Genomic DNA, 26,756 nt, shown 5'->3' with positions numbered 1-26,756 from the left:
TGCCTGCGTCCATGGCACTGAATCCGAACCCGGCATCACCCCGCCGGAGCAACTCCTGGCGGCTCGCGCGCCTGCTGCTGACGAGCCTCCTGCTCGGCGCCTGCGTCACCCGCGGGGACTTGCGGCTCGACACGGAGTCCGCCGCCCGCGTGCGTTACGCGGGCCTCCTGCGGGGCTCCACGTCCACCACCTTGGCCGTGGGCTCCACGCTCGTCCTGGCCACGCCGGTGGTCCTGGCCGTGTTCAATCACAATCGGGACAAGGTGGCCGATTTACAGGAGCGCCTCGCGGAGTGCGCCCGGATGGCCGAGCATCAGGTCAACTCCGCGCACTTCGGCAACCGCCCTCCCACCCGGGAAGAGTGCGGCGAAGAGTTGGAGGTGGACGGCTGCCCCGAGCCCATCACCCGGGCCATGCTCCTCGGAAGGCAGAAGCACACCGTTGCCCTCGCCTGCGCTCGCGACGTCCTCACCCGGCTCTGGCCCGCCCCCTTCAGCATCGAGCAGCGCTACCGCTACTACCGGGCCAGCAAGCTTGTCGAGACCATCAGCCGCGAGAAGGAGCAACAGCTCATCGAACAGCGTTGTACCCCTGACCTGTGGGGCAGCATCAAGCCCGACATCGTCCTCCACTCGGACTACAACCTCCTTCAGGCCGCGATCATCATCGACCTCAAGTTTCCTTGCCCCCCATCCAACCCTCCAAATTGGACGAAGTACGGCCCGAAGAGCGCCTATCCCAACTCGACTCAGGGCCAAATCTACCAAGAAGCCCTGGACGGAGAGATTCTGCTGCTCACCCCACGGGGATACTTCAGATGAAAGAGCACCTGCCCATCCTTCGAGTACGCACTGCGGACGGCGGTCTGGTGGGCCGTGACGGGATCGTCCTCTGTTTCTTCATGCACCGCTCCCACGGGGAGGTAGCTCACGCGGTGTGGCGGGCCTTGCAGACATACCGCCGCGCCATTCTCCCCCAGGCGCTGAACTGGTACCCCGATGACAACGGAGATTGGCAACCTCTCGATGACAAGGCGTGGGAGCATATCCGCGAGGAAATGCTCGACCGGCGCTGGCCAGCGGCGTGTGGAGTCGATCTGGAGGAGCACTGCGACGACACGGGTGGCTACAACTTCGAATACGAAGGACTCTGGCGCGACGCACCGTGGTACTACCACCGGGACACAACCTGCGCTGTGACCTTCACCCTACCCACCGAATACTTGGTGGAGCATGGCCCTGCCCACGTGCGCGCCCTGGCCCTCGAGCTCGCGAGTGAGCTGCCCTTCAGCTTCGGCTATGCCAGCTTCGCCCTCGTCGCCCCCAGGGGGCAGTGGTTCGCAGACCACCGCGCTGTCCGCGCTCTGCGAGACCGCTATCCTGGCCTGGACATCTACAAGCTCGGGGAGACCAGCAAGAATATCGGCACCAACGCCCGGGGCGCCTACTGGCTCACCTTCCTCGGTCTGCCCCTGCTCGGCCGGCTAGGTGGACTCGAGGTCCTCCGGCGGCGACTCCCCTTCCCGGAGGTCTCCTTCCAAACCTTGCCGCCCCTCGAGGGCGAGCGCGTGCTCGTCACCCTGAGTGAGTGGCCCGAGGCCATCGACACCGCGCAACACGAGCGCCCCTCCCCCCAGCTCCTCGCCCTCGGCCACCTGCTCGAGCCCCACCTCCACGAGGAGCGCTCCAACTGGTTCTTCTTCCTCAACAACGACAGGGAGGACATGCGCCGGTGGATCCGCCGCTTCTGTCCCTGAGCCCTACGGGCTCACCGCTTCCGCCGGCGTGTCTCCCGCTCGTAGTTCTTGCGTTGCACACGGGACAATGGGATCTGCACCGCGCGAATGCCAAAGCGCTGGCAGTGCTCGCGAGCCTCTCGCGAAATCGAGAGTGCTGCGAGGATGCCATAGCAGGCATTCTCGGCAAGCGCGAAGGCCGGTGATAGAAGCGCTCGGTACTTGAGCGCCTGCATCATCCCTACCCAGTTCTCCGCATCACCGCCGATTTCGACCTCGACAGCATGCGCGCAGCCGTTGCGGTCTCGAACAAGGAGATCGACTCGGTCTCCTGTTGCGAACCGGTACTCCGTCAGCCTTGAGGTGGCATCCAGACCAAGCTGCTCCGGATGGCGCGCGAGATAGTTCTTCAAATCGGCATGACGCTGGCTCTCTCCTCCAGAATACTTGCGCGCGATTTCTCGCTCCCGCTTTACCTTCCCATACACATCTGGAATCACAACCAAATCAGACAGCCTTTCAAAACCACCCGAAGGCAATCGCCCCAGCGCTTCACGAACATGCTTCAAGCTTTTTCCTTGCGATACGCTCTTGAAGTCCTCGACCATGATTACAAACTCTTCGAGAGTAGGCCAAAGACCATCCCAACAGGTCCTCAAGTCCGCACTCGGCAAATCATAGAGCAGGAAGTACGGTCTCCCCCCTCGAAACCTCTCGATGCGCTTACTGGCGCCCCAATTCTTACGTTTCTTGAGGTGGGAAAAAAATCACCCGCTGAATGCTTAACGGCTCCTCGGAAAGAAAAAGCCCCCTTACAGCGCACCTGAATACGTCCATCTGGCTCCTGCCGAAGATGAAAGTTCAATCTGACATCCTTCGGGCTTTTGTAGAAGGCCAACTCGAAAGCGACGTCGATCGGAACATCATCCGCAGGACGAGAACACGCTCCAGCAAGTGCGAGGCACAAAGCCCAGCGATTCCCCCAATCGCAGAGGGTCATCCATACCCGGGGAGCGCCACGTGGAAATCCGTATGTCATCCGCTTGGGATGATTATCATTAGGAATGTTCCACTTGCACCATCCGATTTCTGCCCCTCGGACAATCACTATCTTCATCGACTCATACAGAATTTTCCGCGCTGAACCGGGCAAATTATCAAAGTACTGCGCGTCTCTCGACAGGGGCATAGATGGCTCCAGTCCTCTCGTTCGTGCTTGCTCTCTCCCTCGAAGAGTCTCCTCGCCATATCAGGACCTTGCTAGAATCCTGACCTCCATGGCACAGAATTCGGACCCGGCATCATCTCGCCATAGCGTCTGTTGTCGGCTCGCGCGCCTGCTGCTGACGAGCCTCCTGCTTGGCGCCTGCGTCACCCGCGGGGACTTGCGGCTCGACACGGAGTCGGCCGCCCGCGTGCGCTACGCGGGCGTCTTGCGCGGCACCGGCACCACCTCACTGGCCGTGGGCTCCACGCTCGTCCTGGCCACGCCGGTGGTCCTGGCCGTGTACCACCACAACCAGGACAAGGTGGCCGAGTTGCAGGAGCGCCTCGCGGAGTGCGCCCGGATGGCCGAGCATCAGGTCAACTCCGCGCACTTCGGCAACCGCCCCCCTACCCGGGAAGAGTGCGGCGAGGAGCTGGAGGTGGACGGCTGCCCCGAGCCCATCACCCGCGCCATGCTCCTGGGCAGGCAGAAGCACACCGTTGCTCTCACCTGCGCTCGCGACGTCCTCACCCGGCTCTGGCCCAGGCCCTTCAGCATCGAGCAGCGCTACCGCTACTACCCGCACAGCCGCATCCTCGAGACCATCAGCCGAGAGAAGGAGCAACAGCTCATCGAACGACGATGTCCCGAAGACCTGTGGGGCAGCATCAAGCCCGACATCGTCCTCCACTCGGACTACAACCTGCTCCAGGCCGCGATCATCATCGACCTCAAGTTCCCTTGCCCCCCATCCAATCGCCCAAGATGGAGGGACTATGGAAGGGAGAGCGCCTATGACGGCTCGAATCAAGGCCAGGTCTACAAAAGAGCACTGGGTGGAGAAGTCCTGCTCCTCACTCCAAAGGGATATCACCGATGAAAGAGCACCTGCCCATCCTTCGAGTGCGCACTGCAGACGGCGGTCTGGTGGCCCGTGACGGTATCGTCCTCTGTTTCTTCATGCACCGCTCCCACGGGGAGGTGGCTCACGCAGTATGGCGGGCCTTGCAGACATACCGCCGTGCCATTCCCCCCCAGGCCTTGAGTTGGTACCCCGATGAGAACGGTGACTGGCAACCTCTCGATGACAAGGGGTGGGCACATATCCGCGAGAAGATGCTCGATCGGCGCTGGCCAGCGGCGTGTGGAATCGATCTGGAGGAGCACTGCGACGACACGGGCGGCTACAACTTCGAATACGACGGACTCTGGCTCGACGCACCGTTGTTCTACGATCAGGAAACCACCTGCGCCGTGGCATTCACCCTGCCCACCGAATACATGGTGGAGCACGGCCCTGCCCACGTGCGCGCCCTGGCCCTCGAGCTCGCGCGCGAGCTGCCCTTCAGTTTTGGCTATGCCAGCTTCGCCCTCGTCGCGCCCAGCGGGCAGTGGTTCGTGGCCCACAACACCGTCCGCGCCCTGCGCGATCACTATCTGGGCCTGGACATCTACAAGCTCGGGGAAACCAGCAAGAACATCGGCACCAACGCCCGGGGCGCCTACTGGCTCACCTTCCTCGGTCTGCCCCTGCTCGGCCGGCTCGGTGGGCTCGAGGTCCTGCGGCGGCGGCTCCCCTTCCCGGAGGTCTCCTTTCATACCCTGCCGCCCCTCGAGGGCGAGCGCGTGCTCATCACCCTGAGTGAGTGGCCCGAGGCCATCGACACCGAGCAGCACGAGCGCCCTTCCCCCCAGCTCCTCGCCCTCGGCCACCTGCTCGAGCCCCACCTCCACGAGGAGCGCTCCAACTGGTTCTTCTTCCTCAACAACGACAGGGAGGACATGCGCCGGTGGATCCGCCGCTTCTGTCCCTGAGCCCCACCCACGGCCTCACCGTTTCCGGCGGCGTGTCTCCCGCTCGTAGCTCTTGAGCTTGCGGTACAGCGTGGTCGCGCCGATGCCCAGTTCCTGCGCGGTGCGCGTCCGGTTGCCTCCGTTGTGCGCGAGCACCGCCTGAATGTACTCGCGCTCCACCGCCTCCAGCGTGCGCACCTCTCCCGTCAGCGCCGGTACCGGCAGCGCCGCCCGCACGTCCTCGGGCAGGTCCTCCAGCTCCACCCGAGTGCCCCGCGAGAGCGCCACCACCCGCTCCATCGCGTTGCGCAGCTCGCGCACGTTGCCCGGCCAGTCGTGGCGCTGGAGCTGATCCGCCACCTCCGCCTCCAGCCCCGGTGCCGGACGCCCTTGCTGTCTCGCCGCGTCCACCAGGAACACCCTCGCCAGCGGCAGGATGTCCTCGCGCCGCTCCCGCAGCGGCGGCACCGTCAGCTCCACCACGCGCAGCCGGTAGTACAAGTCTTTGCGGAAGCGCCCCGCCGCCACCTCCTCGGCCAGCGGCCGGTTCGTCGCCGCCACCACCCGCACGTCGATGGGCCGGTTCGCGTTCTCCCCCACCCGCCTCACCTCGCGCTCCTGCAGCGCCCGCAGCAGCTTCGCCTGCATGCCTGGCGGCATCTCGCCTATCTCGTCCAGGAAGAGCGTCCCGCCCGCCGCCGCCTCCAGCAGCCCCACCCGCTCGTGTGTCGCCCCCGTGAAGGCCCCTCGCGCGTGGCCGAACAGCTCCGCCTCCAGCAGCGACTCGGTGAGTGCCGCGCAGCTGATGGCCACCAGCGGGCCTCCCGCTCGCGCCGACTCCTCGTGCACCAGCCTCGCCACGCGCTCCTTCCCCGTGCCGCTCTCGCCAATCACGAGCACCGTCGCCTCGCTCCTCGCCGCCCGCCGAGCCAGGTCCACCACCCGCCTCATCCCCGGGCTGCGCGCCACCAGCCCTCCTGGCCCCTCCGGCTCGCCCACCACCTGCTCCAGCGCCCGCGTCCGCTCGCGCAGCCTGCGCTCCGTGCGCTTGAGGGCACTCGCCACCTGGTGCAGCGAGGCGTCGAGCACCTCCCCCTGGAAGTACGGCAGGTGCTCCTCCAACTGGCTCCCCCACTCCTCCAGCGTCCGGCCCGCGAAGTGGCAGGCCGCGTCCCCCCTCGCCACGCACCGGTCCTCCAGCACGTAGAGGGGCCGCCCCGCCGACCGGCTCATGTAGCCGCTGGCGAAGCCACACTGCGTCCAGCACGAGGGCGCCGCCGCCCGTCCCAGGTGCAGCAGGTGCTGCTCCGCTTCATACGAGTACTCGACGGTGACACCCCGGGGCGCCAGGGGATCGCTGTCCTCCAGCCGGATGCGGATCAGCCCCTGCAGGGTGTGGATGAGCCCCCCGGCCATCTGCCACTCGGCGTCGCTGCTCCACTGGAAGCCGGCGCGCATCGCCTCCGCCATCCGCCAGCCGTGGGCGAAGCCGAAGCGCGTCAGCACCGCCCGCGCCCCCGCGAGCCCCAGCATCTCCACGAGCTGCTTGCGCAGCATCCCCATCGCCACCGCGTCCAGGATGAGTGCCCGCTCGCCCGCGAAGCGCACGCCCTCCCGAGGATCCACCTCCAGCAACGTCTCGATGCGCAGGTCCCTGGCTCGCATGGGCGACCCTTTCATTTTGGAAGAAGGGTCATTCGTTTCGACCGGGGTGTCCAGCCCCCCGCGCGCCCAAGCCCTCGGATTTCCTGGACCCCAGGACTGGCCCGGGGATTGCCATGTTCCCCTGCGGCCAGGAGGACGCGATGTCGTTCAAGCGGGAGACGTTGGAGTGCGGCGCGGTGCGGCTGTCGAGCGAGCGGTGCAGCTTCACCTACCAGCGGCCGCGCCCGGGCGTGGTGGTCATGCGCATCGTGGGGAACGACAAGGGCGAGTTCGGCACCGCGCCCATGGACGAGCTGCGCGAGGACATCAGCCGCTACGCCCCCATCGAGCTGTTCATCGAGATGGATGAGATCACCGGCGCCAACCTGCCCGTGCAGGAGGCGTGGACCGGGTGGTTCAGCACCTACCGCCCTGCACTCAAGAGCGTGAGCATCCTCACGCGCAGCAAGTTCATGCACTTCACCGCCGAGGTGGTGAAGTTCTTCTCCCGCACCGGCGAGCTCATCCGCGTCTACCTCGAACCGCGGCCCTTCGAAGAGGCCCTCGAGCGCGCGGCCTGTAGTCACACCACGTCGCCCCGCATCACATCCACCAGCCACTGCCAGTAGGGGGTCAGCGGGTAGCGGAACGAGATCAGCGCTCCAACGAGCGCCCAGCCCCAGGCCGCCCACCAGAGGCGCGGGGCGGGTGGCGCCGAGACGGGCCGCTCGGCCGCGAGCACCAGGGCGGGCACCACCAGCGGCAGCACGTGCCAGTAGCCATGCGAGCGGTCCATGAGGGCCACGATCGCTCCCGAGAGCACGCAGAGCGCCGCCCACAGGTACCGGTGGCGCAGCAGGTACCCCGAGACCCCGAGCGCCAGGAGGATGAAGGCGGGCGGCGAGGACTTGCCCCGCAGCAGATGCGAGACGTGCACGGGGTTGTCGGCGGGAATCGTCTCCAGCGTGCCGGAGAGGGCCGCCGCGCTGGCCGCCGCGGTGAGGACGAGCCCCACCGCCACCACCCCGGACGCGAGCGCCCCGCCCCGTCCGGCGCGCCACGCCGCGAGCAGCGCCCAGAGTCCCACCGGAGCGAACACCAGCGCGCGGAAGTGCACCGCCGCGCAGACGCCCAGCAGCACCACGGCGGTGCCGGGCCTCTCCCCACGGAGCGCCAGGAGCGCCGCGGTGCCGGCGAGCACGTAGGCGACATCGAAGAAGCCATTCGCGCCCGAGCCCACGAGCCCGGGCCACAGGAGCAGCGCCCCGCCAGCGAGGGCCCACCGCCCGTGCGGCCGGAGCAGGACGAGGCCCAGGACCCCGGCGGCCAGCGCCACCGCGAGCCACAGGAGCGTCATCAGCCGGTGCGCCGTCGCGGGCGCGAGAAACCCCGCGCGCTCCAGCCAGCCCAACGGCCAGTGCAGGAGCATCCCGAGCGGCGGGTACGGCGCGGTGCGCTCGGGAAACAACCCCTCGTGCTCGGGGCAGGGGAACAGGCCGCGCGCGGCCTCGCCATACGGCTGCCGGTAGATGGCGAAGCCCCGCTCCACGAGCGCCTGCGACTCGGCCATGTGCCGCAGGTGGTCCGTATAATGATGGGAGAGGTCCCCGCCCGGCGAGGCCAGCAGCGCCTGCCCGCCCAGCAGCCCCAGCACGAGCAGGGCCACGAGGGCGGTACCTCGAGAGGGCCTGGGGAGCGCGCGCGCCATGGCCCCTCCCTATCAGAAGGCGCAGAAGTAGAGGCTCTCGGAGTCCTGCGCGAGCAGCTCGGCCTTGTCGCCGCGCCGCACGGCCACATTGAAGACGTGCCCCTCGTAGCGGCGCATGCCGAGCACCACCACCACCGGCCCCTCCTTGCCCAACTGGAAGGCCGCCTCCGGACGCGGCACGCCCACCTCGTCCTTGTCGTAGAGGTTCAACGGCGACGTCTCACTGCCCGCCATGTCGCCCTTGCTGATGGGACTCGTCCCGGCCTTCTTGCCCCCGAGGAGCACGGTGAGCTGCCCGCGCAGCTTGCCCGTCTTCGTCAGCAGGAAGCCGAGTCCACCGGCCTCGTAGGCCCGCACATCCTTGCTCGCCGCCGTCTTGCCCTTGGGCAGCGGGGCGCCCAGCGTGTTCGCCGCCACCTCCTTCACCGGCAGGGAGGTGAGCCCCTCGGTGCCACCGGGAGGCAGCACCCAGACGGGGCCCTCGGGCAGCGGCGTGGCGGAGGCGAAGCCGGCGAACGTGGCGATGTTCCCGTCACACCCGTAGAGCTCGTCCGAGGTGCCCAGGTAGGTGCCCTCGCTCGGCCCGGCCGAGGAGACGAGCCGCACCTTCGTGCCCGCGGGCACGGACTTCCACACGTCGGTGAAGAGCACCACCTGGGCCTTCGGGTGCATGGGCGTCCAGTACGCCTTGGGCTTCGCGTCGGGCTTCACCGTGGCGAAACCCAGCCACCCGGGCAGCTTCTCCCAGCGCGGCTCCGGCAACGGGGCGGGAGCCTGGGCTCCCTGTGCGGCCACCGGCGCCTGCGTCCGGGGCTCCGGAGCCGGGCTCCCATCCGCGAGCGCCACCACCACGAGAACGACGAGAGAGAAGGAGTGCATAGGGGCCGGCAGCCTAACCGCCCGCGGGCCCGATATGGGCGTGACTCAGCGCTTCTCCAGCTCCTCGGGATGGAAGACGCGCGAGGCCACGCGGTCCAACACCTCGTCGCCCCACACGAGGCTCGCCTTCGCCAGCCGCTTCATGTCCTTGGCGAAGCCGTTGCCGTCCGGCACCTGCGTGTACTCGCGGCTCAGGAAGAGGCCGCGGTTCTCCCGCTCGTAGTCCACGGTGCCACCGCCGGTGTCCGTGCCCTCACGTGCCTCGGCCTGGAAGCCCTCCAGCACTCCCGGCCTGGGCGGCTCCTTGAAGCGGTAGACGAGCGCGCTGCACTCCAGTGTCTTCGTGTCCTCGTGGTACTCGAAATACACCTGCGCCGGGCCCACGGTGATGCCGCCGAAGCCCTGCTCGTTGAGGCCCGGGCTCAGCACCGCGCCCTGCGAGCGCGTGTACCAGCGCAACAGCTCCCGCGCCGACTCACGCGTCATCACGCCCCCGCTCGGAGGCGGAGGCGGGGCCATTCCCACGGCCGACAGAATCCACTGCAGCATGGCGCGGGACTCCGTCAGTTGAACTGGCCGCTGCGGGCCTTGTCGAAGTCCACGCGCTGCGGCAGGTACGCATCGCCCAGCCCGTGGGCGCCCGAGATGCCCGAGCCGTGCTCGAAGCGGTGGATGACTGCGCCCTTGCCGCCACCGCGCGCCCACTCGTCCGCGCCCTTGCCGTTACCCTGGCCGAACCACGTGGGGACGATGTCCTTGTTGTTGACGTAGTGCACGTACTGGGGGCCGTCCGGGAAGTTCGCCGCGGCGCCACCGAAGGTCTCCACCTTCACCTTGCTCAGCAGCTTCTCCACGTCCGCCTTGGACATCCCATCTTCGATGCGCAGCCGGTTGGCCACGTCCGTGAGGGCGCGGCTCGTCACCAGGGCGCCCTGGCTGTGGGCGAACAGGTGCACCCCGCGGCCCGCCTTCAGCTCCTCGTAGACGGTGTCCGCCATGGAGTCCACGGCCGGGTTGTGGCCCTTGTCCAGCTTGTCCTTCACGCACTGGGCGAGGTCCGCCACCATGCCCTCGGTGGCGTTGTGGATGCCGACGACCTTGGCTCCGGTCCGGTCGGCGATCGCCTGCATGCTGCCGAACTGCTGGTCCTTCGTGTTCTGGATGCCGTTGACGTAGATGAACGTCTCGGTGGGGTTGGGGTTGTTGCGCGGGGTGACGCCCGGGATGTCGCTCAGCGGCGTGCCCGGCGGGAACGTCTGGCCCCCGGCGCCCACCAGGTGCCCGTCGAACACGCGGTCCGGCTTCGAACCCCCGAAAATCTGGTTGTTGAGCGACCGGACCTTGTTCGAGGCCTTGTCCTCGAAACCGTCGACGAACTGGCCCACCTTCTGGGTGGTGTCCACCACGGTGTTGGTCACCTTGCCCGCCACCTGCTGGGTCTTCTCGACGGCGTTCTGCGCGCCAGTGCGCACGGTGTTGAAGAGGTTACGGCCGCGCTCGATGATGCTCATGGGGGGCTCCGCCAGAAAGGCTCGGGAAAATCCGTTGAGGGATTATCGCGGATCAGCGGCGCGAGTTGCGTGCCCCCCCTCCCCCGCTCCCCCCGTGCGGGCCCCCACACGCCCGGTACGGCTCCGGGCTCGTGGCGCTCCGCGTCAGAGGACCGCGTCGACGGCGCGGCGGATGCGGGACCAGTCGAAGTTGTCGGCGGGGTCCGTCTTGCGGCCCGGGGCCACGTCGCGGTGCCCGAGGATGTTCTTCTTCGGTATCCGGTAGCGCCGGGCCAGGTACGGCACCAGTTGCTCCAGCACGAGGTACTGCGCCTCGGTGAAGGGCGTCAGGCCGGTGCCGTCGTTGGTGATTTCGATGCCGATGGAGCGCGCGTTGACGCTGGGCTCCGTCTCGCCGTGCAGCGAGGAGCGGCCGGCGTGCCACGCCACCTGGCTGTCCGGCACGAGCTGGTACACGGTGCCATCGGGCCCCACGAGGTAGTGCGCGCTCACCCGGTTGGAGCCGCGGACCCAGCGCAGCGTGGCCAGGTCCACCCGCGCGCTGTTGGTGGCGGTGTGGTGCAGCACGATGGCGTCGATGGCCACGCCCCGGCGGGACTCCTGGTTCCGCGAGGGCTTGGACACCACGGGCGGCTTCTTCACGGGCACCAGGGCCTTGAGGAGCGCGGCGCGTGTCCGGGGCCCGTACTCGCCGTCCGCGGTGAGCCCCCAGTCCCGCTGGAATCGCGTGAGGGCCAGCTTCGTCTTCGGCCCGAAGTCCCCGTCCGCCTTGCCGCTCAGGTACGCGAGCTGGATGAGCACGGCCTGGAGCCGCTGCACGTCCGGGCCCTTGCTGCCCTCGGACAGGAGGCCCTCGGGCAACCCCGGGCCGCCGGGTGGGCTGGAGACGCTGCCAGAGGAGCCGAGGGGGGTGGCATTCGACGTGGCCATGCACCGGATTATCGCTCTCGGGCTGACCCGGCCGCGCCTCCGGGCCGGGCCGAGGCTCCGGTAGCCAACACCCCTCCCGGCCCAAGGGCTGTCTGTCGTCTCCCGGACACCCACCCGGGCGCCTGACCGCCCCCTCGGTTTGCCCTGATTGAACCGGTTTGTCCTGATTTTGTAGACTGGTTCAACTTCATGAACGTGCGCTCAACCTCACGCGGCAAACCCCAGTCGATGCGGATGCGGATGAAGGAGGAGGCGCGGGCCGCCATCCTCGACGCCGCGGAGCAGGTGCTGGCCGAGCAGGGGCAGGCCGCGCGCATGGACGACATCGCCGCGCGCGTCGGCGTCTCGGTGGGGACGCTCTACAACTACTTCGAGGACCGGCAGCAGCTCCTGGAGGCCCTGCGCGACATGCGCGGGCGCGAGCTGCTGGCCCTGCTCGACGCCGAGCTGGAGCGCAGCCTCCAGACGCCCTACCGCGCGCGGCTGCACGGCTTCCTGCGCTGCATCCTCGAGCACTCCCGGACGCACTTCCGGCTGTTCTCGCTCCTGCTGGAGGACTCGCTGCGGCGCGGCACCTCCCGGGAGGGGGACATGGACCGCCACATGGTGATGTGGCGCGAGGTCGCCCTCCGCCTCGAGCACCTCGGCCAGCAGGGCGTGAAGGAAGGCGCCTTGCGGCCCGAGGATGCCCACCACTACCCCGCGCTGTTGCTGGACATGATGCAGGGCCTCGTCCTGCGCCAGCTCCTCGCGAAGCAAACCGCGCCCGCCGACGAGCTGCTCGCGCCGCTGCTGCGGTGCTTCCTGGAAGGCGCCGCCCCGCGCTGAGCCCCCTTTTCCCCCGTCGTCCATCCCCCCAAGGAGCAAGCACCATGAGCCTGCTGGACCACTTCGACTTCTTCCACCCCGACGTCCACAACAACCCCTACCCCTACTTCGCCGAGCTGCGCGAGAAGGCGCCCCTCTTCTGGACGAAGAGCCTCCAGGCCCACGTGCTCAGCCGCTACGAGGACGTGGCGTACGTCCTGAAGAACCCCGCCCTGTTCTCCTCGGTGGACATCCGCGTCAACGGCATGCGGCGCGAGGATCGCACCGAGCTCGGTGAGCTCAGCTCGGTAACCAACCTCGTCAACTCGGATCCCCCCATCCACACGCGGCTGCGCGGCCTGGTGAGCCGCGCCTTCCTGCCCAAGCGCATCTCCGAGATGGAGCCCCGCGTGCGCGAGCTGTCCCGCGGGCTCGTCGCGGAGATGACCGCCCACGACGAGTTCGACTTCATGGATGGGCTGGCCTCGCCCCTGCCCGTCACCATCATCGCGGAGATGCTCGGCATCGAGATCTCCCGGCGCCGCGACTTCAAGCGCTGGAGCGACTCGCTCATGTCCGCCACCGCCGAGTCCCTGCGCACCGGGAAGATGTCGGAGGAGGCCACCCGCAGTGCCGGCGAGATGTTCGCCTACATGAAGGAGATCGCCGAGAAGCGCCGCCTCGAGCCCAAGGGCGATCTCATCTCCCTGCTCGTCCAGAGCAGCGATGGCGTGGAGGCCCTGAGCCCCGCGGAGGTGAACTCCTTCGCCGTGCTGCTGCTGATCGCCGGCAACGAGACGACGACCAACCTGCTCGGCAACAGCCTGCTCGCGCTCATCCGCCACCCGGAGCAGTACGAGTGGCTGCGCGACAACCCCTCGCGCGAGGCCTGCGCCGCCGTGGCCGAGGAGACGCTGCGCTACGACTCGCCGGTGGTGGGGCTGATGCGCCGCGCCACGCAGGACGTGGAGCTGAGCGGCGGGAAGGTGCCCGCGGAGTCGACGGTGATGGCGCTGGTGGCGTCCGCCAACCATGACCCGCGCAAGTTCCCGGACCCGGAGCGCTTCGACCCGAAGCGAGACACCAACGGCACGCTCTCGTTCGGCCACGGCATCCACTTCTGCCTCGGGGCCCCGCTGACGCGCCTGGAGGCCCCGGTGGCGCTCCAGGAGCTGATGGAGCGCGCCCCCCGGCTGGGCTTCGCCTCGCGCCAGCCCGAGCGCATCGACTACGGCGGCTCGTTCTTCCTGCGCGGGCCCCGCTCGCTCTGGCTGCGCAAGAGCTGAGAACCCTCACCCGGGACAACACACCCATGACCCCTGAAATCAACCTCAAGGCCCCCGAGTTCCGGGCCGACCCGTACCCGACCTATGTGCGCTTGCGGAAGGAGTCGCCGGTCGTCGTCATCAAACATCCCATCTTCGGCAAGACCTACTACCTCACGCGCTACGACGATGTCGTGAGCTCCTTCACGGATCCACGCCTCGCCAATGACCGCCGCAACGCCGTGGGGGGGAACGATCCATTGGACCGCTGGTGGGTGCCCAAGCTGTTCCGCATCTTCCAGAAGAACATGCTCTCCAGCGACGCGCCCGATCACCGCCGCCAGCGAGACCTCGTGCACAAGGCCTTCACCCCCCGGCGGGTCGAGGAGATGAAGCACACGGTGGAGAAGATCGTCGGCGAGCTGCTGGACGCGGCCGGGAAGAAGCAGAGCGTCGACCTCATCGCCGACTTCGCGCTCCCCCTGCCACTGACGGTCATCTCGGAGATGATGGGCGTTCCCGAGGAGGATCGGCTGACGTTCCACCGGCAGATGGGCGGCCTGCTGGACAACCTCACCGGCCCCGTGGGGTTCCTGCTCCAGACGCCCAACGCCTTCAACATGATGCGCTTCTTCCGCAAGCTCATCCACCTGCGCCGGGCCGAGCCCCGGGATGACCTGCTCACGGCGCTGGTGCAGGCGGAGGAGCAGGGGGATCGCCTCAGCGAGGACGAGCTCATCTCCATGATCTTCCTGCTGCTGCTGGCGGGGCATGAGACCACGGTCAACCTCATCGGCAACGGGACGCTGGCGCTGCTGCAGCACCCGGAGCAGTTCCAGAAGCTGCGCGAGCATCCCGAGCTGATTGGCTCCGCGGTCGAGGAGCTGCTGCGCTACGGCAACCCCGTCGAGCAACCCTCGCCGCGCTTCGCGAAGGAGGACATCCACCTGGACGGTCACGTGATTCCGCGGGGCTCCACGGTGATGCCCCTGCTGGCCTCGGCGAACCGGGATGAGTCGGCGTTCGAGAACGCGGACCAGCTCGACATCACCCGCAAGCCCAACCGCCACGTGGCCTTTGGCCTGGGAGCGCACTACTGCCTGGGAGCGCCGCTGGCGAGGCTGGAGGGCACCATCGCGCTCCAGCACCTGGTGCAACGCTTCCCCGGGATGAAGCTCGCCGTGCCCGAGGAGAAGCTGCGCTGGCGCGGCTCCGTCGGGCTGCGCGGGCTCAAGGCTCTGCCCCTGCTCCTGTCGCCGTCCGGAGCCCGGGCCGCCGTGCGCGAGGCCGCGTAGCCGCGTTCCCACTTTGGCGCCGCGCGTCGACCCGCGCGTGCGCCGTACCCGCCTCATGATGCGCGAAGCGCTGCTCGCGCTGCTGCGGGAGAAGGACGTCGACTCCATCTCCGTGCAGGGCGGCGGGTTCGATTCCCGCCGCCTTCACTAGCGCATAAGAGGAATGGGGGCAGGAGCAGAGAGGCATCATGTGGCCCTCGCCCTGGGGCCAGGCTCGCACCTGCCGTAGGCAATCCCAGGTGCGCCAAGAAGGGTCTTACGGCCTCGGGAGCACCACTCCCCAACGCTGCCGCTCGGCCTCCGGAAAGAAATGGTCGAATACGTCGTACGTGAGCGCCACGTGATGCCGGGTCCGCTGGAGCGCCCGACGAATCATGTGATTCCAGTCCTTGCGTACGGCGTGCTCATCGCCCGCGTCCATCAAAGCCCGGAGATGTTTGACGTCGTCCATCACGTAGTCCTCGACATAGCGCTGGAAGATTTCCAGAAGCGCCTGCCGGTCAAGCTCCAACACACGAATCGTCTCCGCCCCTTTGACACTCGCTCCCCGCGGGCGGGGCATCCAGCGACCGGAGGTGGAATCCAACACGAACTGGATCGAGTCGAGTGGATTCTCCGTGGCGGGGTCGACGAGGTGCGGCTGCTCGCCCTGGGGTGGTGCCTCTTCGGGCCGGAGCCGGGTGGTGTCATCGGCCAGCGGGAACGCGTCATTCTTGGCCCACCGGTTACAGTTCGGACAGGCGAAGAGGAGGTTCTCCCAGGTCCACGCGAGCCACCAGTAGCTCGATGCGGGACGGTAGTGCTCGAGATCGTTGCCAACGTCCTCGCAAATCTTCTCGCAGTAGCAGCACTTGAACAGCTGACGCTGCCAGAGGAGCCTCTTCACTTCGGTATACCGGTCCCCGAGTTCCTTCCGGTCGAATCCCTTCGCCGCGAAGACCACCCGAAAGCGGTCGAGCTCGGTGCGCCGGAGCTCTGGCAACTCGCCCGGCTCCCCGCCTCGATCGACGCGAATCATTCCTGACTCCGGGGAACCGGCTCGTAGGCCACGGGGACGCCCTCAATCTGGAGCCAGTTCTTGAGCGTGAGCATCTCCCCATCTTCCTCGTCGCTCCGGTACGCGTCGGAGGCAAGCCGGAGATACCGGTGCAGTTTGTTCGCGTGCTCATCCGGGTAGACGGAACGGATGTCGAAGAAGCGGTCGTAGATTTCTCCCCCGGTCAGCAGGCGAGGCTGTTGCGTCGACTGCTCCCACCGGACGCTACCGTCCCGCTCCTGCTCCAGGATGAAGATTTCGTGTGGCTCCAGCCCGGGCAGCACCATGGGCGAATGGGTCGTCGCGACAAACTGGACGCGCGGGAGCGCACGCCGAAGCGAGCGGATGAGGCCCCGCTGCCAGGTGGGATGGAGGTGCAGATCGATTTCATCAATGAGCACCAGCCCTTCAATCTGATTCAAGGAAATCGGCTGTCCGGCTTCACTCCAGACCTGTCCAACGAGATCTGTGACCCACGCCATCGTGGATTGGTAGCCGTGAGACATCCAGAGTGCGGGCAGTGCCAGTTCTTCGCCCGAGGGAAGCTTCATTTTGAATCGGTTGGCGGCAAGAAGTGTCTTGGGGTCGCTGATACCGCCCCTTCCCATCAACAGGATGTCTTCGACATTGGGGAGGACTTCGTGGCCGACGAATGCACGCTTGAGTTCGGCACCAAACAGGCGGGCAGTATCGGGATCGAATCGGCTCACGAAGTCCGTGGCAATGAGCGGCGGCCCTTCGAAAAGCGACTGCAACCGATCAAGCACCGCGACATAGGCCCGCCCGGCGGTGCTCTGCGGAGGCGGAAGGTTGCGGTTCACGCCGTAGCCAGCGACAAACCACAAGGGCAACCCGATGGCGCGCGCTTCCTGGAGCGGGTCGAGCGACTCCGGCTCCGTGCTTATCTTCGCTCCCGACTCATCCAGGAAGTGGGAGTTCCCGCGCAGGACACCGATGCGTGCGGAGGTGGTGAGCTTGCTGACGAGACCTGGGGGGCTCGCCGGGGGATTGGCGTCCAGGCCAGGGTACTTGCGATCCCCATGGAACGTGCCACTGAAACCGAAGGTCGCTTCGATGGAAACCGTCGCGTCCTCTGGCTGCCGTTTATCGGGCATGGTGGGAATGAACACCTGCCCGAGCTGATTGCCGCGTTCAGGCCCGATGGCGGCGAGCGCAATCGCGCGCAGGAGCGACGTCTTGCAGAGCCCATTCTCACCGACAAACACCGTCCAGGACCGGGGCTCTCCCTCATGTAGGAACGGAATAGTCATGTCGCGGAGCAACTTGAGGTTCGCGACCTTCAGCTCGTGCAGGTACATGCGTTCTCCAGTGACGGCGCACGCTAGCAGAACGCGCCTCACGCACACGTCTCCGTTTCCACCCAGGCGTCGGCCGCCACAACAGCCGTCGAGCGTCATGTGGAGCAGCTTGGGGAGCTGGACGAGGGCGATCGCTTCCAGCTCCGAGCTCTTGGGCGGAGGGGGCAGGGTGAGCATGAGCCGATTCCGCGTCAGCACCCAGGAGTCCCGCCCGTGCTCGACGCTTCACGCGGCTCGAAGCCCGTGCGCTCCAGTAGGCCCGGGTCGACGTGTGCGAGAGGGGCAGCAGGTGCCCTGACAGGCGGTGGGACGGGTAAGTCGTATAGGAGAACGTCCCCGTGAGTAGGCCCCCACCTGACGCACCGGGTACCTCCTGGAAAGCAGGGTCCGGTCCATGCGAACAAGAGCATCTGGCCACCCGCCTGCGGGGAGGCCAGGGAGGAGCACGCATGGACGAGGAGAAGAAGTCCGAAGCGAGTGAGGAGGGAGCGGAGCGGGTGGGGCCGTACCTGCTTCAGGAGCAGGTGCAGCAGTCCGGCGACAGCCAGGAGGAGCTCTATCTGGCCACGCACGAGACGAGCGGAGCCACGGCCCTGGTGCGCAAACACACCGCCGAGGAGGGCAAGGCACCACGGAAGGACTGGCGGGTGTTCCTCGGCTCCTGGGCCTCAGGAGGCTACTCTGCCATGGAAGTGGAGCACACCGGCTGGGCCAGGGCCCAGGACAGGCAGTCGGCGGAGTCGTTGCTGCTCACGTTGGAAGGTGTGCTCGAGGAAGCGCGGCTCATGGTCCGCGCCGTGTCCGGCCCCCACGAGCCCCGCCTCCGGTGGCGTCTGGGATGGGGCATGGCGAGCGCCGTCACGGTAGGCGCCCTGCTCCTCGCGCTGGTGCGTCTGGCCCCCGTGTCCCAACCTCCGAGCGCCCCACCCGCGCCCCTGAGCCACGAGGTGCCCACGGCAGTCGAGACACCGGACTTCCGCGCCTGGCTCGCGGACACCACCCCCCCGGGGCAACCCGTGTTCGCCCGGCCTCTGCCGAAAGAGCCCTTCAAGGGACAGAAGCGCCCCCCCTGCACTCGCTACACCGAGGTCGAGCTCGTCGGCGCCTGCTGGGCACCTCACAAACTCAAGGCCCCGTGCCCGGAGGACCTCTTCGAGTACCAGGGGGAGTGTTACCTGCCCTCGTTCAGTGCCAGGCCACCGCCCTCGTCGCTCGGGCAGTAAGGGGCGCGGGGCCGCTCGCACCTGGCCCCGGTTTCGCTCGTCCTCGCCTCCCCCGCCCCCACCGGCCAGCGACAAGCTCGGCCTTCGCCTCGACTACCAAAGAGAGGGGTTGGCGGGAGGTGCATCCTCCAAGAAAGGCGTCACCATCGATTCGAGGACCTTCACCTCCCCTGAGATCCCAATATGAGAGGTCGCGGGGAGGATCACCAACCGCGCCGCGGGAACCTTCGTGAGCATTCCTGTCGCGGCCGCCTCCTCATCGCCTCCGCCCCGCAGCTTGAACATCGCCACCGCGTGTTCCAGCTTCACGCCATCCGCATCACCCACGATGACCATCGTCTTGGCTGGAATGGCGCGCATCTGAGCGTCGGTGATGTTCTGGTCGTTGATGTTCAACACCTTCATCTTCTCGACGTAGGCCTCGAACGCCTTGGGATCAGCCGTGTGCTTCTTGAACGCGGCTTCGACTGGAGAGCCTGCGAACACCTCGGCACGCAGGCCCCCAATCGCCTTGAACACCGCGGGGTACCAACCGTCCTTACGATAGGTGGCGGACAGCGAGACGAGCTTGTTGACGAGCGTGGGGTGACGCACCGCCAGCTGCAGCGCCACCCCTCCACCTTGGGAGTAGCCCATCACATCCGCGCGCTCCACCTTCAGGGCCCGCAGCAATGCCGCGGCGTCATCGCCGAACTGCTCGTAGGACATCTTCCGCGGCGTGTCCGCGGTTCGACCGTGGCCCTGTTGATCAAAGACAATCACCGGGCGCTTCGCGGCGAAGGCCGCCACCCAGGGCTTCATGGAGTCCGTGGATAGGAAAGCCCCGGGAATCAACAGCAACGGAGCTGTCTTGGACTTGCCCAGCTCTCCGTACACTTCGTAGTAGAGCTTCAAGCCGTTGATGGGCAGATGGCCACTGCGTGAAGGGCTCGGTCCTTGCGGATGGGACGGTGGAGGCGGCGGCTCCGCGGCCCACGCCGTCACCCCCATCGCAACAAGTCCCATCACCACCATTCGTCGAAGCATCCGGCGGGCCTCCTCGAAAGAAAGAGCACCGCTTATGCCCCAGCAGACACGACGCTTCGACGACTCAATTCCGCGATGTAGAGCACTTCACAACGTTTGGAAGTGGGTGTCGAAGATTAGCGGCGGCGCTGCTCACGCCAGGCCCGGGGGGTCATTCCGTGGACGCGCCGGAAGGTGCGGATGAAATGGGTGACGTCGGTGTAGCCCACCTGGCTGGCGATGTTCTCGATACTGGCTCCCGTTTCCAGCAGGCACCGCCGGGCTTCGGACATGCGATGCTCGCGCAGCCAGTCCCCCACCGTCAGCCCCGTCTCCTTGCGGATGACGTTGGCCAGGTGCGAGGGCGTGCACCCCACCGCCGCCGCGACGTCCTGGAGCGAGAGGGGCCGCAAGCAGTGCGCCTCGATGAAGGCCAGCGCCTCGTGCACGAGCCCCCCGCTCATGGCCGGCGCGAGCGGCGTGTGCTCCTGCAGCTCGCGCAGCAGCTCCGTGACCAGCAAGACGAACCAGGCGTGCGCGGCGTTCTCCACGCTCCACCGGGCCTCTCGCAGTTCGGCGTCCAGCTCGGCCACATGGTGCACGATTCGACGCCACCGGGGTTGTCCGGGCCGCAGCCGCAGCAGTCCCCGGACGAAGAGGCTCCGCACCGGAGGGGGCCGCGTCCTTCCAAGGCCTCCAGGCGGCTCTGGCAACCACTCCGGTCCGAGCGAGCGGAGCAGCAGCGGATCGAACCCCACGATCCACCCCTCGAGGTTGCCAATATCGAGGGGCTGGTGCTCCACGCCCGCGGGGATGAGGTGGATGTCCCCCTCATGGACCTCGAGCTGCTCCAAGAAACGGGCTCGCCCCCTTCCCGCCGTCAGCACGAAGACCATGAAGAAGGTCGAGACGAGCGGCCCGGGCGGAGGCACGGGCGCGCCTCCTGGGATTCGAATGACACGCAAGGGCAGGCCCCCCGCGCCCAGCGCCTCCAGGGTGATGAGCTGGGGAGGCGAGCGCTGAGGCGTGCGAGTCATGGTTCGATCCCAATCCAGGCCGATTTCCGCCCCAAGGTACGCTCTGTCAGCAAAATCCGCGAAACATTAGGGTCACGGAGAGGAACCACGAATGCAAAGCCATACCTCTTCAGACGTGAAGTTCGAGGCCCCCGGCCCGGGAAGCTGGGAGCTGGAGACAGCGCATACCCATCGCCCGGGGTCCCGGTATTCCATTGAGCCGCTCCTCCAGGGGCTCCAGGCGGGCTTCTCCGAGGGAGCGGCCCGGTATGGCCTGATGATCGAAACCATGCGCCCGGTGAGCATCCACGGGTTCATGTATTCCCAGATCGTCCCCTTCGGGGCCCCCGCGGGCGCCTCGGGCTCGCCTCCGCCCCCATTCCTGATGAAGCTGATGACGCGCCTGCATCCGGGAATCCGCCGCCGGCTGAACGTCTCGAAGCAGGCCCTGGAAGGCAAGCGCTGGCGCGAGGACCTGCGGTACTGGGATGAGGTGGAGAAACCGGCCGCCATCCGCGCGCACCTCGCCCTGCAGGCCGTGGAGCCCACCACGCTGCCCACCGCGGAGCTGGAGAAGCACCTGGTGGCGTGCCGCGATCACCTGGTCGCCATGGCCCGCCTGCACCACCTCTACAACGTCGCGCACATCCTCCCCGTGGGGGATTTCCTCGTCCACGCGCAGCGCTGGACGGGCAAGAGCGCCGGTGAGCTCGCGCGCCTCTTCAAGGGCGACTCGCCCCTGTCCGCGCAGCTCGCCACCGAGGAGACTCCCGCCCTCATCCAGGCCCTGCGCGCGGATGCGGCGGCTCGCGAGCTGCTGTTCTCCAACTCCCCCGCGAAGCAGATCCTCGAGCGGCTGACGGCCATGCCCGGCGCGGTGGGCGAGCAGATGCGGACGTACCTGGAGTGGGTCGGCTACCGCAGCCTGGGCTACGACCTCTCCGACCAATATGCCCTGGAGGTTCCCGAAGCGCTGGTGAACGGCATCCGGGGCGCGGTGACGGGACGCACGCGGACGGAGGACGCCTCGGCCCCCCGGCTGCTGGAGCAGGTGCGCGAGGCCGTGCCGGAGGCGCACCGACAGGAGTTCGACGCGCTGTTCGCCGAGGCGAGGCTCGTCTACCGGCTCCGGGACGAGCGCAATACCTACAGCGATGGCTGGGCCATGGGTCTGGCCCGCCGCGCGGTGCTCGCCGTGGGGGCCCGCCTGAAGGAGCTGGGGCGGCTCACCGACGCGGAGCTGGCCATCGATGCGAGCCATGACGAGCTGCTCGGCCTGCTGCGCGCCGCCACCCACCCGGCGAGCGAGGAGGCTCCAGAAGCGCGCGCAGTGGAGGAAGACGAAGACCCACGCGGATGCGCCCCCCTGGCTGGGCGCGCCTCCCTCGCCCCCTCCTCCCATGGACTTCCTTCCCCCGGCGGCGCTGCGCGTGAACAACGCGCTCATGTTCTACATGCAGGGCGTCTTCGATTCGCCCCCGGCCCAGACGACGGAGACGTCGGTCCGCGGCCTGCCGGTGAGCCCGGGCATCTACGAGGGCATCGCGCGCATCGTGAAGGAGCAGACCGACCTCGGCCGCATCCAGAAGGGCGACGTGCTGGTGGCGGCCACGACGTCGCCCTACTTCAACGTCGTGCTGCCCCTGCTCGGGGCCATCGTGACGGACCGGGGCGGGCAGCTCTGCCACGCCGCCATCGTGACGCGGGAGTATGGGATTCCGGGCATCGTCGGGACCCGGGAGGCCACCAAGGTGGTGCGCGACGGCGCGCGCGTGCGGGTCAATGGAACGACCGGAGAGCTGCAGGTGCTCTCATGAGCCTGGTGCCCTTGAAGGAAGCGCTGTCCGAGGAGGAGTTCGGCGGCAAGGCGGTCCACCTCGGAGCCGCGCTGCGCGCCGGCCTGCCGGTGCCTCCCGGGTTCGCGCTCCCGGTCGCGCTGGTGGACCGGATCGCCGCGGGAGAGCCCGGTGCCGTGGCCTGGCTCGGCGGCCTGCTCGAGCAGGTCGGCCCCTGCGTGGCGGTGCGCTCGTCCGCGGTGGGCGAGGACTCGGACAACGCGAGCTTCGCGGGCCAGCACCTCACCGTGCTCGGCGTGCGCACCCAGGAAGGCTTGCTCGAGGCCGTGAAGCAGGTGTGGGCCTCGGGCCGCGCGGAGGCGGCGCTCGCGTACCGCCGCAAGCTCGGAAAGGAGGGCACGCCGCGCGTGGCCGTGGTCGTCCAGCATCTCGTCGCGTCCGAGTGCGCGGGCGTGTTGTTCACGTGCGATCCCCTCACCGGCGCCGACGAGCGGGTCATCGAGGCGAGCTGGGGACTGGGCGAGGCCGTCGTGGCCGGACTCGTCACGCCGGATCGCTACCGCCTCAGCCGGGAGGGACGCATCCTCGAACAAGCGGCGGGCGAGAAGGACCTGGAGCTCCAACCGCTCCCGGGCGGGGGCACGCGCGAGGTGCCGGTGGCGCCCGAGCGGGTGAATACCCTGTGCCTCGACGAGAATCGGCTGCGGGAGCTGCACGCGCTCGCCACCCGGTGTGAGCGCCACTTCGGAAGAAAGCAGGACCTCGAGTGGGCCTTCGTCGGCCCGAAGCTCTTCCTCCTCCAGCGCCGGGCGGTGACCCGTGGCGGCTGAGCTCGCGGAGGTGGCCGCCCACGTCGACGAGCCTCGAGCGCTGTCCGCCCGGACCCTGGTGGCGCTCGGACTGACGATGGCGTTGGTGCCCCTCAACTCGACGATGATCGCCGTGGCGCTCCCGACGATCGGCCGCGAGCTGGGCGCGGGGCCCGACACGCTGAGCCAATGGTTGGTGACCAGCTATCTCCTGGTGGGGATCGTCCTGCAGAGCCCCGGCGGAAAGCTGGGAGACCTGTGGGGTCATCACCGCGTGCTGCGCGTGGGGCAGGTGCTGTTCGCCCTGGGGGCGGCGACGGGCTTCCTGGCCCGGCATGTGGCCCTGCTCTCGCTGGCGCGGGTGCTCATGGCGACGGGGGGCGCGGTCATCGCGCCCAGTGCCATGGCGCTGCTGCGCAACGGGCTGCCGGAGAACCGCCGGGCGCGGGCCTTCGGGCTCTTCGGGGCGGTCATGTCCCTGGCCGCGGCGGCGGGCCCGATGATCGGCGGAGAGCTGGTGGCCCGCCTGGGCTGGTCCTTCATCTTCATGGTGAACGTCCCCGTGCTCTGCCTCGCGCTCCTCCTGGGGCGTGGGGAGGCGCCCGCCGAGCCCGTTCCCGCCCGGCGTCCCGCGTTCGATGTCCTCGGCAGCGTGTTGCTCGGCGCGGGGCTGGCGTTGCTCGTCGTGGGCGGCAAGAGCCAGGGGGCGTGGATGGCGGGACTGCTCGCCGCGGGCGCCGGGGTGCTCGGGATGATGTACCGCTGGGAGCGGCGCCAGCACCATCCGGTCATCGACTTCCAGCTCTTCGGCTCGCGTCCCTTCACCGCGGGCAGCAGCATCCTCGCGCTCCAGAACCTGGCCATGTATGGGCTGCTCTTCCAGCTCCCCTACCTCTTCTCGCAGCGGTTCGGCGAGGACACGGGACGCACGGGCCGCACGATGCTCGCGATGATGGCCATGATGGTGGTGGGCACCCCCCTGGGAGGGAGGATCTCCGAGCAGCTCGGAGCGCGCGTGACTTCGGTGACGGGCGCGCTCCTGGGGCTCACGGGAGTGGGGCTGCTGGGCCTGCGCTCGCTGGACGGGCCGAATGAGGCCATCCTGCCGCTCATGCTCCTGGGTTTCGGCCTGGCGCTGGGGACCGCGCCGTCCCAGGCCGCGGCGATGGGGGGCGTGGACAAGGCGCGCAGCGGAATGGCCGCCGGGGCGATGTCCACCATGCGCTACCTCGGAGGCGTGGCGGGCATCGCGGTGCTCGGAGGGGTCCTGGCCAGGGGAGGCGCGGCGGCGACGCTCGAGCAGCACCGCGCCGCGATGGCCGTCTTCGCGGCCGCCCTGGCGGTCTCCGCACTCGCGGCCCTCGCGCTGCCAGGCCGGGACGTGGCGGGCAGGGCGCCCGCCACACGCTGAACCGGCTCAGCCTCCCTTGAGATTCCCGAGGACGAAGTCCCGCGTTGGCTCAACTCTGGTAGCCCGCGGGCGCGTTCGCTCCGGCGCGCTCCGCATCCGCGACGGCCGAGAACCTCTCCGGCGAAGTCGCGGTGAGCGGGAGTGTAATCGTGAAGCAAGTCCCGTCCTGGGCCGAGCTCGTCACGCTCGCCCTCCCCCCGTGTGCTTCGGTAATGCCTCTCACCAGGGGCAGGCCGATGCCCCACCCTTTCTGCGCGCTCTCCACCGCGGACCTCGAGCGGTGAAAAGGCTCGAAGATGGTCAGGAGCTCGCTCCCGACGATGGGCGCGCCTTCATTCTTCACCTGGAGCATCACCTGGTCGCCGCTTCGGCTGAGCACGACCTCAATCGGAGTGCCCGGCGCGCCGTACTTCGCCGCATTCGAGGCCAGGTTCTCGACGATGCGGCGCAGCCCGCTCGGGTCCGCCACCATCTCGAGCGCGCCCTCTGCTTTCAGGACGAAGCGGTCCGAATAGACCGACGCGAGCTCCTCCAGCGCCTGGACCGTGATGGCGTGGAGGTCGCACTCGCTCACCGTCAGGGGCACCTGCCTCCCAGCCTTGATGCGGTTCGCGTCCAGCAAGTCCTGAATCATGCGCTCCGCGCGGTTCAGGCTCTCGGTCACCCGAACCACTGACGCCTGGACCGCCGGCAAGTCCGGATGGCGTCTTGCGAGAAGTTGCACGCCCAGCTTCGATGCCGTCAGGGGCGTGCGGAGATCATGGGTCAGCGCCGCGACGAACGTGTCCCGGAGATTCTGCTCGGTCTTCAGTTTCGCGATCTGATTGCGGAGATTGATCTCCGTCATGATGGACGCCGTCAGCTCCCGCATCACCTTGATTTCATGCGCGGTCCATTCGCGCACCTTGGGTTCGATGCAGCAGAAGGTTCCCAGCACGTGTCCGTCCGGGTTGATCAAGGGAATCACGATGATGGCGACGATTCCCCAGGGCCCGGTCGAGGGATGGAACCTCAGGAAGGGATCGGCCGGGGCATTCGAGGAGATGATGGGCTCGCCCTCGAGGGTGTAGCGGCAGAGCGACGCGTCAATCGGCAGCTCTCGCGTCTCCCGAAAGGGCGACGGCAGGCCGAAGTCCGCCTTGAAGAACTGTTTGTCGGCATCCACCAGGGAAACAATCGTCAAGGGGACGTTGAGGATCTCCGCCGCCAGGTGGGCGAGGCGATCAAAGGCCTCCTCCCGAGGCGTGTCCATCAACCCGGTGTCGCGGAGCGCCTGCAGACGGTGGGGGTCCGTGAGGCGGCGATTGCACCGTTGAGTCCGTCCCTGAGAGGCTTCATCCAACTCACCTAGAAACTGCATGGGGAAATTCTAGCCCGGTGTGCCGGAGGACCGACATCCGCTGCCGCCGGTCGAACTTCCTCGTTCGCGGGGCAACCGTCAGGTGTTGAGCACCCTGACGGACGTCCCCACCGCGCACCCGGGCACGCTTCAGTGTCCCGGGAATTGTTCACGTGGCGGGCAGGGCGCCCGCCACGCGCTGAACCGGCTCAGCCCCCCTTGAGGTTCTGGAGCACGAAGTCCCAGTTCACGAGCTTCTCGAGGAACGTGTCGATGTACTTGGGACGCGCGTTGCGGAAGTCGATGTAATACGCGTGCTCCCACACGTCGATGGTGAGCAGGGCCTTCTGGCCGTGCTTGAGGGGCAGGTCCGCGTTGCCCGTCTTGGTCACCGCGAGCTTGCCCTTCTCCAGCACGAGCCAGGCCCAGCCCGAGCCGAACTGCGTGGCGGCGGCGTTGGCGAACTCCTCGCGGAAGCGCTCGAACGAGCCGAAGTCGCGGGTGATGGCATCCGCGAGGTCCCCCGTGGGGAGCCCGCCGCCGTTCGGCTTCATGCAGTTCCAGTAGAAGGTGTGGTTCCACACCTGGGCGGCGTTGTTGAAGACGCCTCCGTCACTGCCGAGGATGACCTCCTCGAGCGAGCGGCTCGCCTCGGGCTTGCCCTCGAGCAGCTTGTTCAGGTTGTTCACGTACGCGGCGTGGTGCTTGCCGTGGTGGTACTCGAGCGTCTCCGCGCTGATGTGCGGGGCGAGGGCATCCTTCGGGTAGGGCAGGTCGGGCAGGGTGAACGGCATGGGAGAGGTCCCTTCGTGATGGGTTGCCTCCGCTCTACCTGCACTCCGTCCATATGTCAGCCGCTTTGCCAACAGGTTGGCGGATTGCCAATGCGTTGGCGGGGCCCCTCACGGGCGGAGGGGCAGCCCGGCCGCCGCCCTCGCCGCTCAGACAGTAAGCCTGGCGGGGGGTTGGATGCCGACAACGGCCGGCCGGTGGATTCTCTGCATGATTCTCCGGGTCACCGGCTCCA

General features: G+C 67.9%; 26 protein-coding genes. 12 read left to right on the top strand and 14 right to left on the bottom strand.

What is annotated here, in order from left to right:
- The first annotated feature begins 11 nt into the window (after positions 1–11).
- Together ACN28I_RS31995 and ACN28I_RS31990 are read left to right on the top strand one after the other, a co-directional pair.
- Positions 12–821, top strand: coding sequence for a hypothetical protein (locus tag ACN28I_RS31995; protein ID WP_420945693.1), 810 nt, complete (start codon positions 12–14; stop codon positions 819–821).
- Positions 818–1,756, top strand: coding sequence for a type VI immunity family protein (locus tag ACN28I_RS31990; RefSeq protein WP_420945692.1), 939 nt, complete (start codon positions 818–820; stop codon positions 1,754–1,756). Before ACN28I_RS31995 ends, ACN28I_RS31990 begins: the two co-directional genes overlap by 4 nt.
- Before the next feature lie 11 nt (positions 1,757–1,767).
- Here ACN28I_RS31990 and ACN28I_RS31985 read toward each other — a convergent pair whose 3' ends face one another.
- The gene (locus ACN28I_RS31985) at positions 1,768–2,343 is read right to left on the bottom strand and encodes an endonuclease NucS domain-containing protein (RefSeq protein WP_420945691.1); all 576 of its coding nucleotides are present in this window, start codon (positions 2,341–2,343) and stop codon (positions 1,768–1,770) included.
- A gap of 669 nt (positions 2,344–3,012) precedes the next feature.
- On the opposite strand from ACN28I_RS31985, the gene ACN28I_RS31980 reads away from it, so the two are divergent.
- Together ACN28I_RS31980 and ACN28I_RS31975 are read left to right on the top strand one after the other, a co-directional pair.
- Complete coding sequence (locus tag ACN28I_RS31980) at positions 3,013–3,822, top strand: hypothetical protein (RefSeq protein ID WP_420945690.1); 810 nt, start codon at positions 3,013–3,015, stop codon at positions 3,820–3,822.
- On the top strand, positions 3,819–4,757 hold the full coding sequence (locus tag ACN28I_RS31975) for a type VI immunity family protein (protein WP_420945689.1): 939 nt from the start codon (positions 3,819–3,821) through the stop codon (positions 4,755–4,757). Before ACN28I_RS31980 ends, ACN28I_RS31975 begins: the two co-directional genes overlap by 4 nt.
- 15 nt (positions 4,758–4,772) lie before the next feature.
- Here the strand turns inward: ACN28I_RS31975 and ACN28I_RS31970 are convergent, their stop codons facing one another.
- Positions 4,773–6,401 carry a sigma 54-interacting transcriptional regulator gene (locus ACN28I_RS31970; protein ID WP_420945688.1) on the bottom strand — a complete coding sequence of 543 codons (1,629 nt, stop codon included), beginning with the start codon at positions 6,399–6,401 and terminating at the stop codon, positions 4,773–4,775.
- A 140-nt stretch (positions 6,402–6,541) separates the two neighbouring features.
- Between ACN28I_RS31970 and ACN28I_RS31965 the strand changes: the two genes are divergently transcribed.
- Positions 6,542–7,009 carry a hypothetical protein gene (locus tag ACN28I_RS31965; protein WP_420945687.1) on the top strand — a complete coding sequence of 156 codons (468 nt, stop codon included), beginning with the start codon at positions 6,542–6,544 and terminating at the stop codon, positions 7,007–7,009.
- On the opposite strand, the gene ACN28I_RS31960 is transcribed toward ACN28I_RS31965, so the two are convergent.
- From ACN28I_RS31960 to ACN28I_RS31940, 5 genes are all read right to left on the bottom strand, one after another.
- A complete protein-coding gene (locus ACN28I_RS31960) occupies positions 6,964–8,088 on the bottom strand; it encodes a hypothetical protein (protein WP_420945686.1) in 1,125 nt (374 codons plus the stop codon). The genes ACN28I_RS31965 and ACN28I_RS31960 overlap by 46 nt on opposite strands.
- 12 nt (positions 8,089–8,100) lie before the next feature.
- Positions 8,101–8,967, bottom strand: a complete 867-nt coding sequence (locus tag ACN28I_RS31955; protein WP_420945685.1) for a hypothetical protein — start codon at positions 8,965–8,967, stop codon at positions 8,101–8,103.
- A gap of 45 nt (positions 8,968–9,012) precedes the next feature.
- On the bottom strand, positions 9,013–9,453 hold the full coding sequence (locus tag ACN28I_RS31950) for a type III secretion system chaperone (RefSeq protein ID WP_420948756.1): 441 nt from the start codon (positions 9,451–9,453) through the stop codon (positions 9,013–9,015).
- 77 nt (positions 9,454–9,530) lie between these two features.
- Positions 9,531–10,478 (bottom strand): hypothetical protein, encoded by a 948-nt coding sequence (locus ACN28I_RS31945; protein WP_420945684.1) that lies wholly within the window; start codon positions 10,476–10,478, stop codon positions 9,531–9,533.
- Positions 10,479–10,622: 144 nt separating this feature from the next.
- A complete protein-coding gene (locus ACN28I_RS31940; RefSeq protein ID WP_420945683.1) occupies positions 10,623–11,408 on the bottom strand; it encodes an N-acetylmuramoyl-L-alanine amidase in 786 nt (261 codons plus the stop codon).
- Positions 11,409–11,597: 189 nt separating this feature from the next.
- Here ACN28I_RS31940 and ACN28I_RS31935 point away from each other — a divergent pair, with 189 nt between their 5' ends.
- From ACN28I_RS31935 to ACN28I_RS31925, 3 genes are read left to right on the top strand one after another with little or no spacing between them, the layout of a single operon-like run.
- Positions 11,598–12,236, top strand: coding sequence for a TetR/AcrR family transcriptional regulator (locus ACN28I_RS31935; RefSeq protein WP_420945682.1), 639 nt, complete (start codon positions 11,598–11,600; stop codon positions 12,234–12,236).
- Positions 12,237–12,280: 44 nt separating this feature from the next.
- A complete protein-coding gene (locus ACN28I_RS31930; RefSeq protein ID WP_420945681.1) occupies positions 12,281–13,501 on the top strand; it encodes a cytochrome P450 in 1,221 nt (406 codons plus the stop codon).
- Positions 13,502–13,527: 26 nt separating this feature from the next.
- Positions 13,528–14,775: a cytochrome P450 family protein gene (locus ACN28I_RS31925; RefSeq protein WP_420945680.1), complete on the top strand. Its 1,248-nt coding sequence runs from the start codon at positions 13,528–13,530 to the stop codon at positions 14,773–14,775.
- Positions 14,776–15,031: 256 nt separating this feature from the next.
- Here the strand turns inward: ACN28I_RS31925 and ACN28I_RS31920 are convergent, their stop codons facing one another.
- Both ACN28I_RS31920 and ACN28I_RS31915 read right to left on the bottom strand, forming a co-directional pair.
- The gene (locus ACN28I_RS31920) at positions 15,032–15,793 is read right to left on the bottom strand and encodes a hypothetical protein (RefSeq protein ID WP_420945679.1); all 762 of its coding nucleotides are present in this window, start codon (positions 15,791–15,793) and stop codon (positions 15,032–15,034) included.
- Positions 15,790–17,130 carry an AAA family ATPase gene (locus ACN28I_RS31915; protein WP_420945678.1) on the bottom strand — a complete coding sequence of 447 codons (1,341 nt, stop codon included), beginning with the start codon at positions 17,128–17,130 and terminating at the stop codon, positions 15,790–15,792. Before ACN28I_RS31915 ends, ACN28I_RS31920 begins: the two co-directional genes overlap by 4 nt.
- A gap of 449 nt (positions 17,131–17,579) precedes the next feature.
- Here ACN28I_RS31915 and ACN28I_RS31910 point away from each other — a divergent pair, with 449 nt between their 5' ends.
- Positions 17,580–18,353 (top strand): hypothetical protein, encoded by a 774-nt coding sequence (locus ACN28I_RS31910; RefSeq protein ID WP_420945677.1) that lies wholly within the window; start codon positions 17,580–17,582, stop codon positions 18,351–18,353.
- 93 nt (positions 18,354–18,446) lie between these two features.
- Here the strand turns inward: ACN28I_RS31910 and ACN28I_RS31905 are convergent, their stop codons facing one another.
- From ACN28I_RS31905 to ACN28I_RS31895, 3 genes are all read right to left on the bottom strand, one after another.
- On the bottom strand, positions 18,447–19,367 hold the full coding sequence (locus ACN28I_RS31905) for an alpha/beta fold hydrolase (RefSeq protein ID WP_420945676.1): 921 nt from the start codon (positions 19,365–19,367) through the stop codon (positions 18,447–18,449).
- A gap of 128 nt (positions 19,368–19,495) precedes the next feature.
- Positions 19,496–20,395, bottom strand: coding sequence for a helix-turn-helix domain-containing protein (locus ACN28I_RS31900; RefSeq protein ID WP_420945675.1), 900 nt, complete (start codon positions 20,393–20,395; stop codon positions 19,496–19,498).
- A 109-nt stretch (positions 20,396–20,504) separates the two neighbouring features.
- Entirely contained in the window at positions 20,505–21,635 is a 1,131-nt protein-coding gene (locus ACN28I_RS31895; protein ID WP_420945674.1) for a hypothetical protein, read from the bottom strand.
- Between ACN28I_RS31895 and ACN28I_RS31890 the strand changes: the two genes are divergently transcribed.
- From ACN28I_RS31890 to ACN28I_RS31880, 3 genes are read left to right on the top strand one after another with little or no spacing between them, the layout of a single operon-like run.
- Complete coding sequence (locus ACN28I_RS31890) at positions 21,625–22,191, top strand: PEP-utilizing enzyme (protein ID WP_420945673.1); 567 nt, start codon at positions 21,625–21,627, stop codon at positions 22,189–22,191. The genes ACN28I_RS31895 and ACN28I_RS31890 overlap by 11 nt on opposite strands.
- Positions 22,188–23,000: a PEP/pyruvate-binding domain-containing protein gene (locus ACN28I_RS31885; RefSeq protein WP_420945672.1), complete on the top strand. Its 813-nt coding sequence runs from the start codon at positions 22,188–22,190 to the stop codon at positions 22,998–23,000. The genes ACN28I_RS31890 and ACN28I_RS31885 overlap by 4 nt, the downstream gene beginning before the upstream one ends.
- The gene (locus ACN28I_RS31880; protein ID WP_420945671.1) at positions 22,990–24,390 is read left to right on the top strand and encodes an MFS transporter; all 1,401 of its coding nucleotides are present in this window, start codon (positions 22,990–22,992) and stop codon (positions 24,388–24,390) included. The genes ACN28I_RS31885 and ACN28I_RS31880 overlap by 11 nt, the downstream gene beginning before the upstream one ends.
- Before the next feature lie 49 nt (positions 24,391–24,439).
- Here ACN28I_RS31880 and ACN28I_RS31875 read toward each other — a convergent pair whose 3' ends face one another.
- Positions 24,440–25,642 (bottom strand): GAF domain-containing sensor histidine kinase, encoded by a 1,203-nt coding sequence (locus tag ACN28I_RS31875; protein WP_420945670.1) that lies wholly within the window; start codon positions 25,640–25,642, stop codon positions 24,440–24,442.
- Positions 25,643–25,938: 296 nt separating this feature from the next.
- Positions 25,939–26,523, bottom strand: coding sequence for a superoxide dismutase (locus tag ACN28I_RS31870; RefSeq protein WP_420945669.1), 585 nt, complete (start codon positions 26,521–26,523; stop codon positions 25,939–25,941).
- Positions 26,524–26,756: the final 233 nt, after the last annotated feature.

It is taken from the genome of Archangium gephyra (assembly GCF_049060025.1).
Taxonomy (GTDB): Bacteria; Myxococcota; Myxococcia; order Myxococcales; family Myxococcaceae; genus Archangium; species Archangium gephyra_A.
Note: the sequence above shows the minus strand (reverse complement) of the source record. Positions and strands in the feature narration are given on the sequence as shown.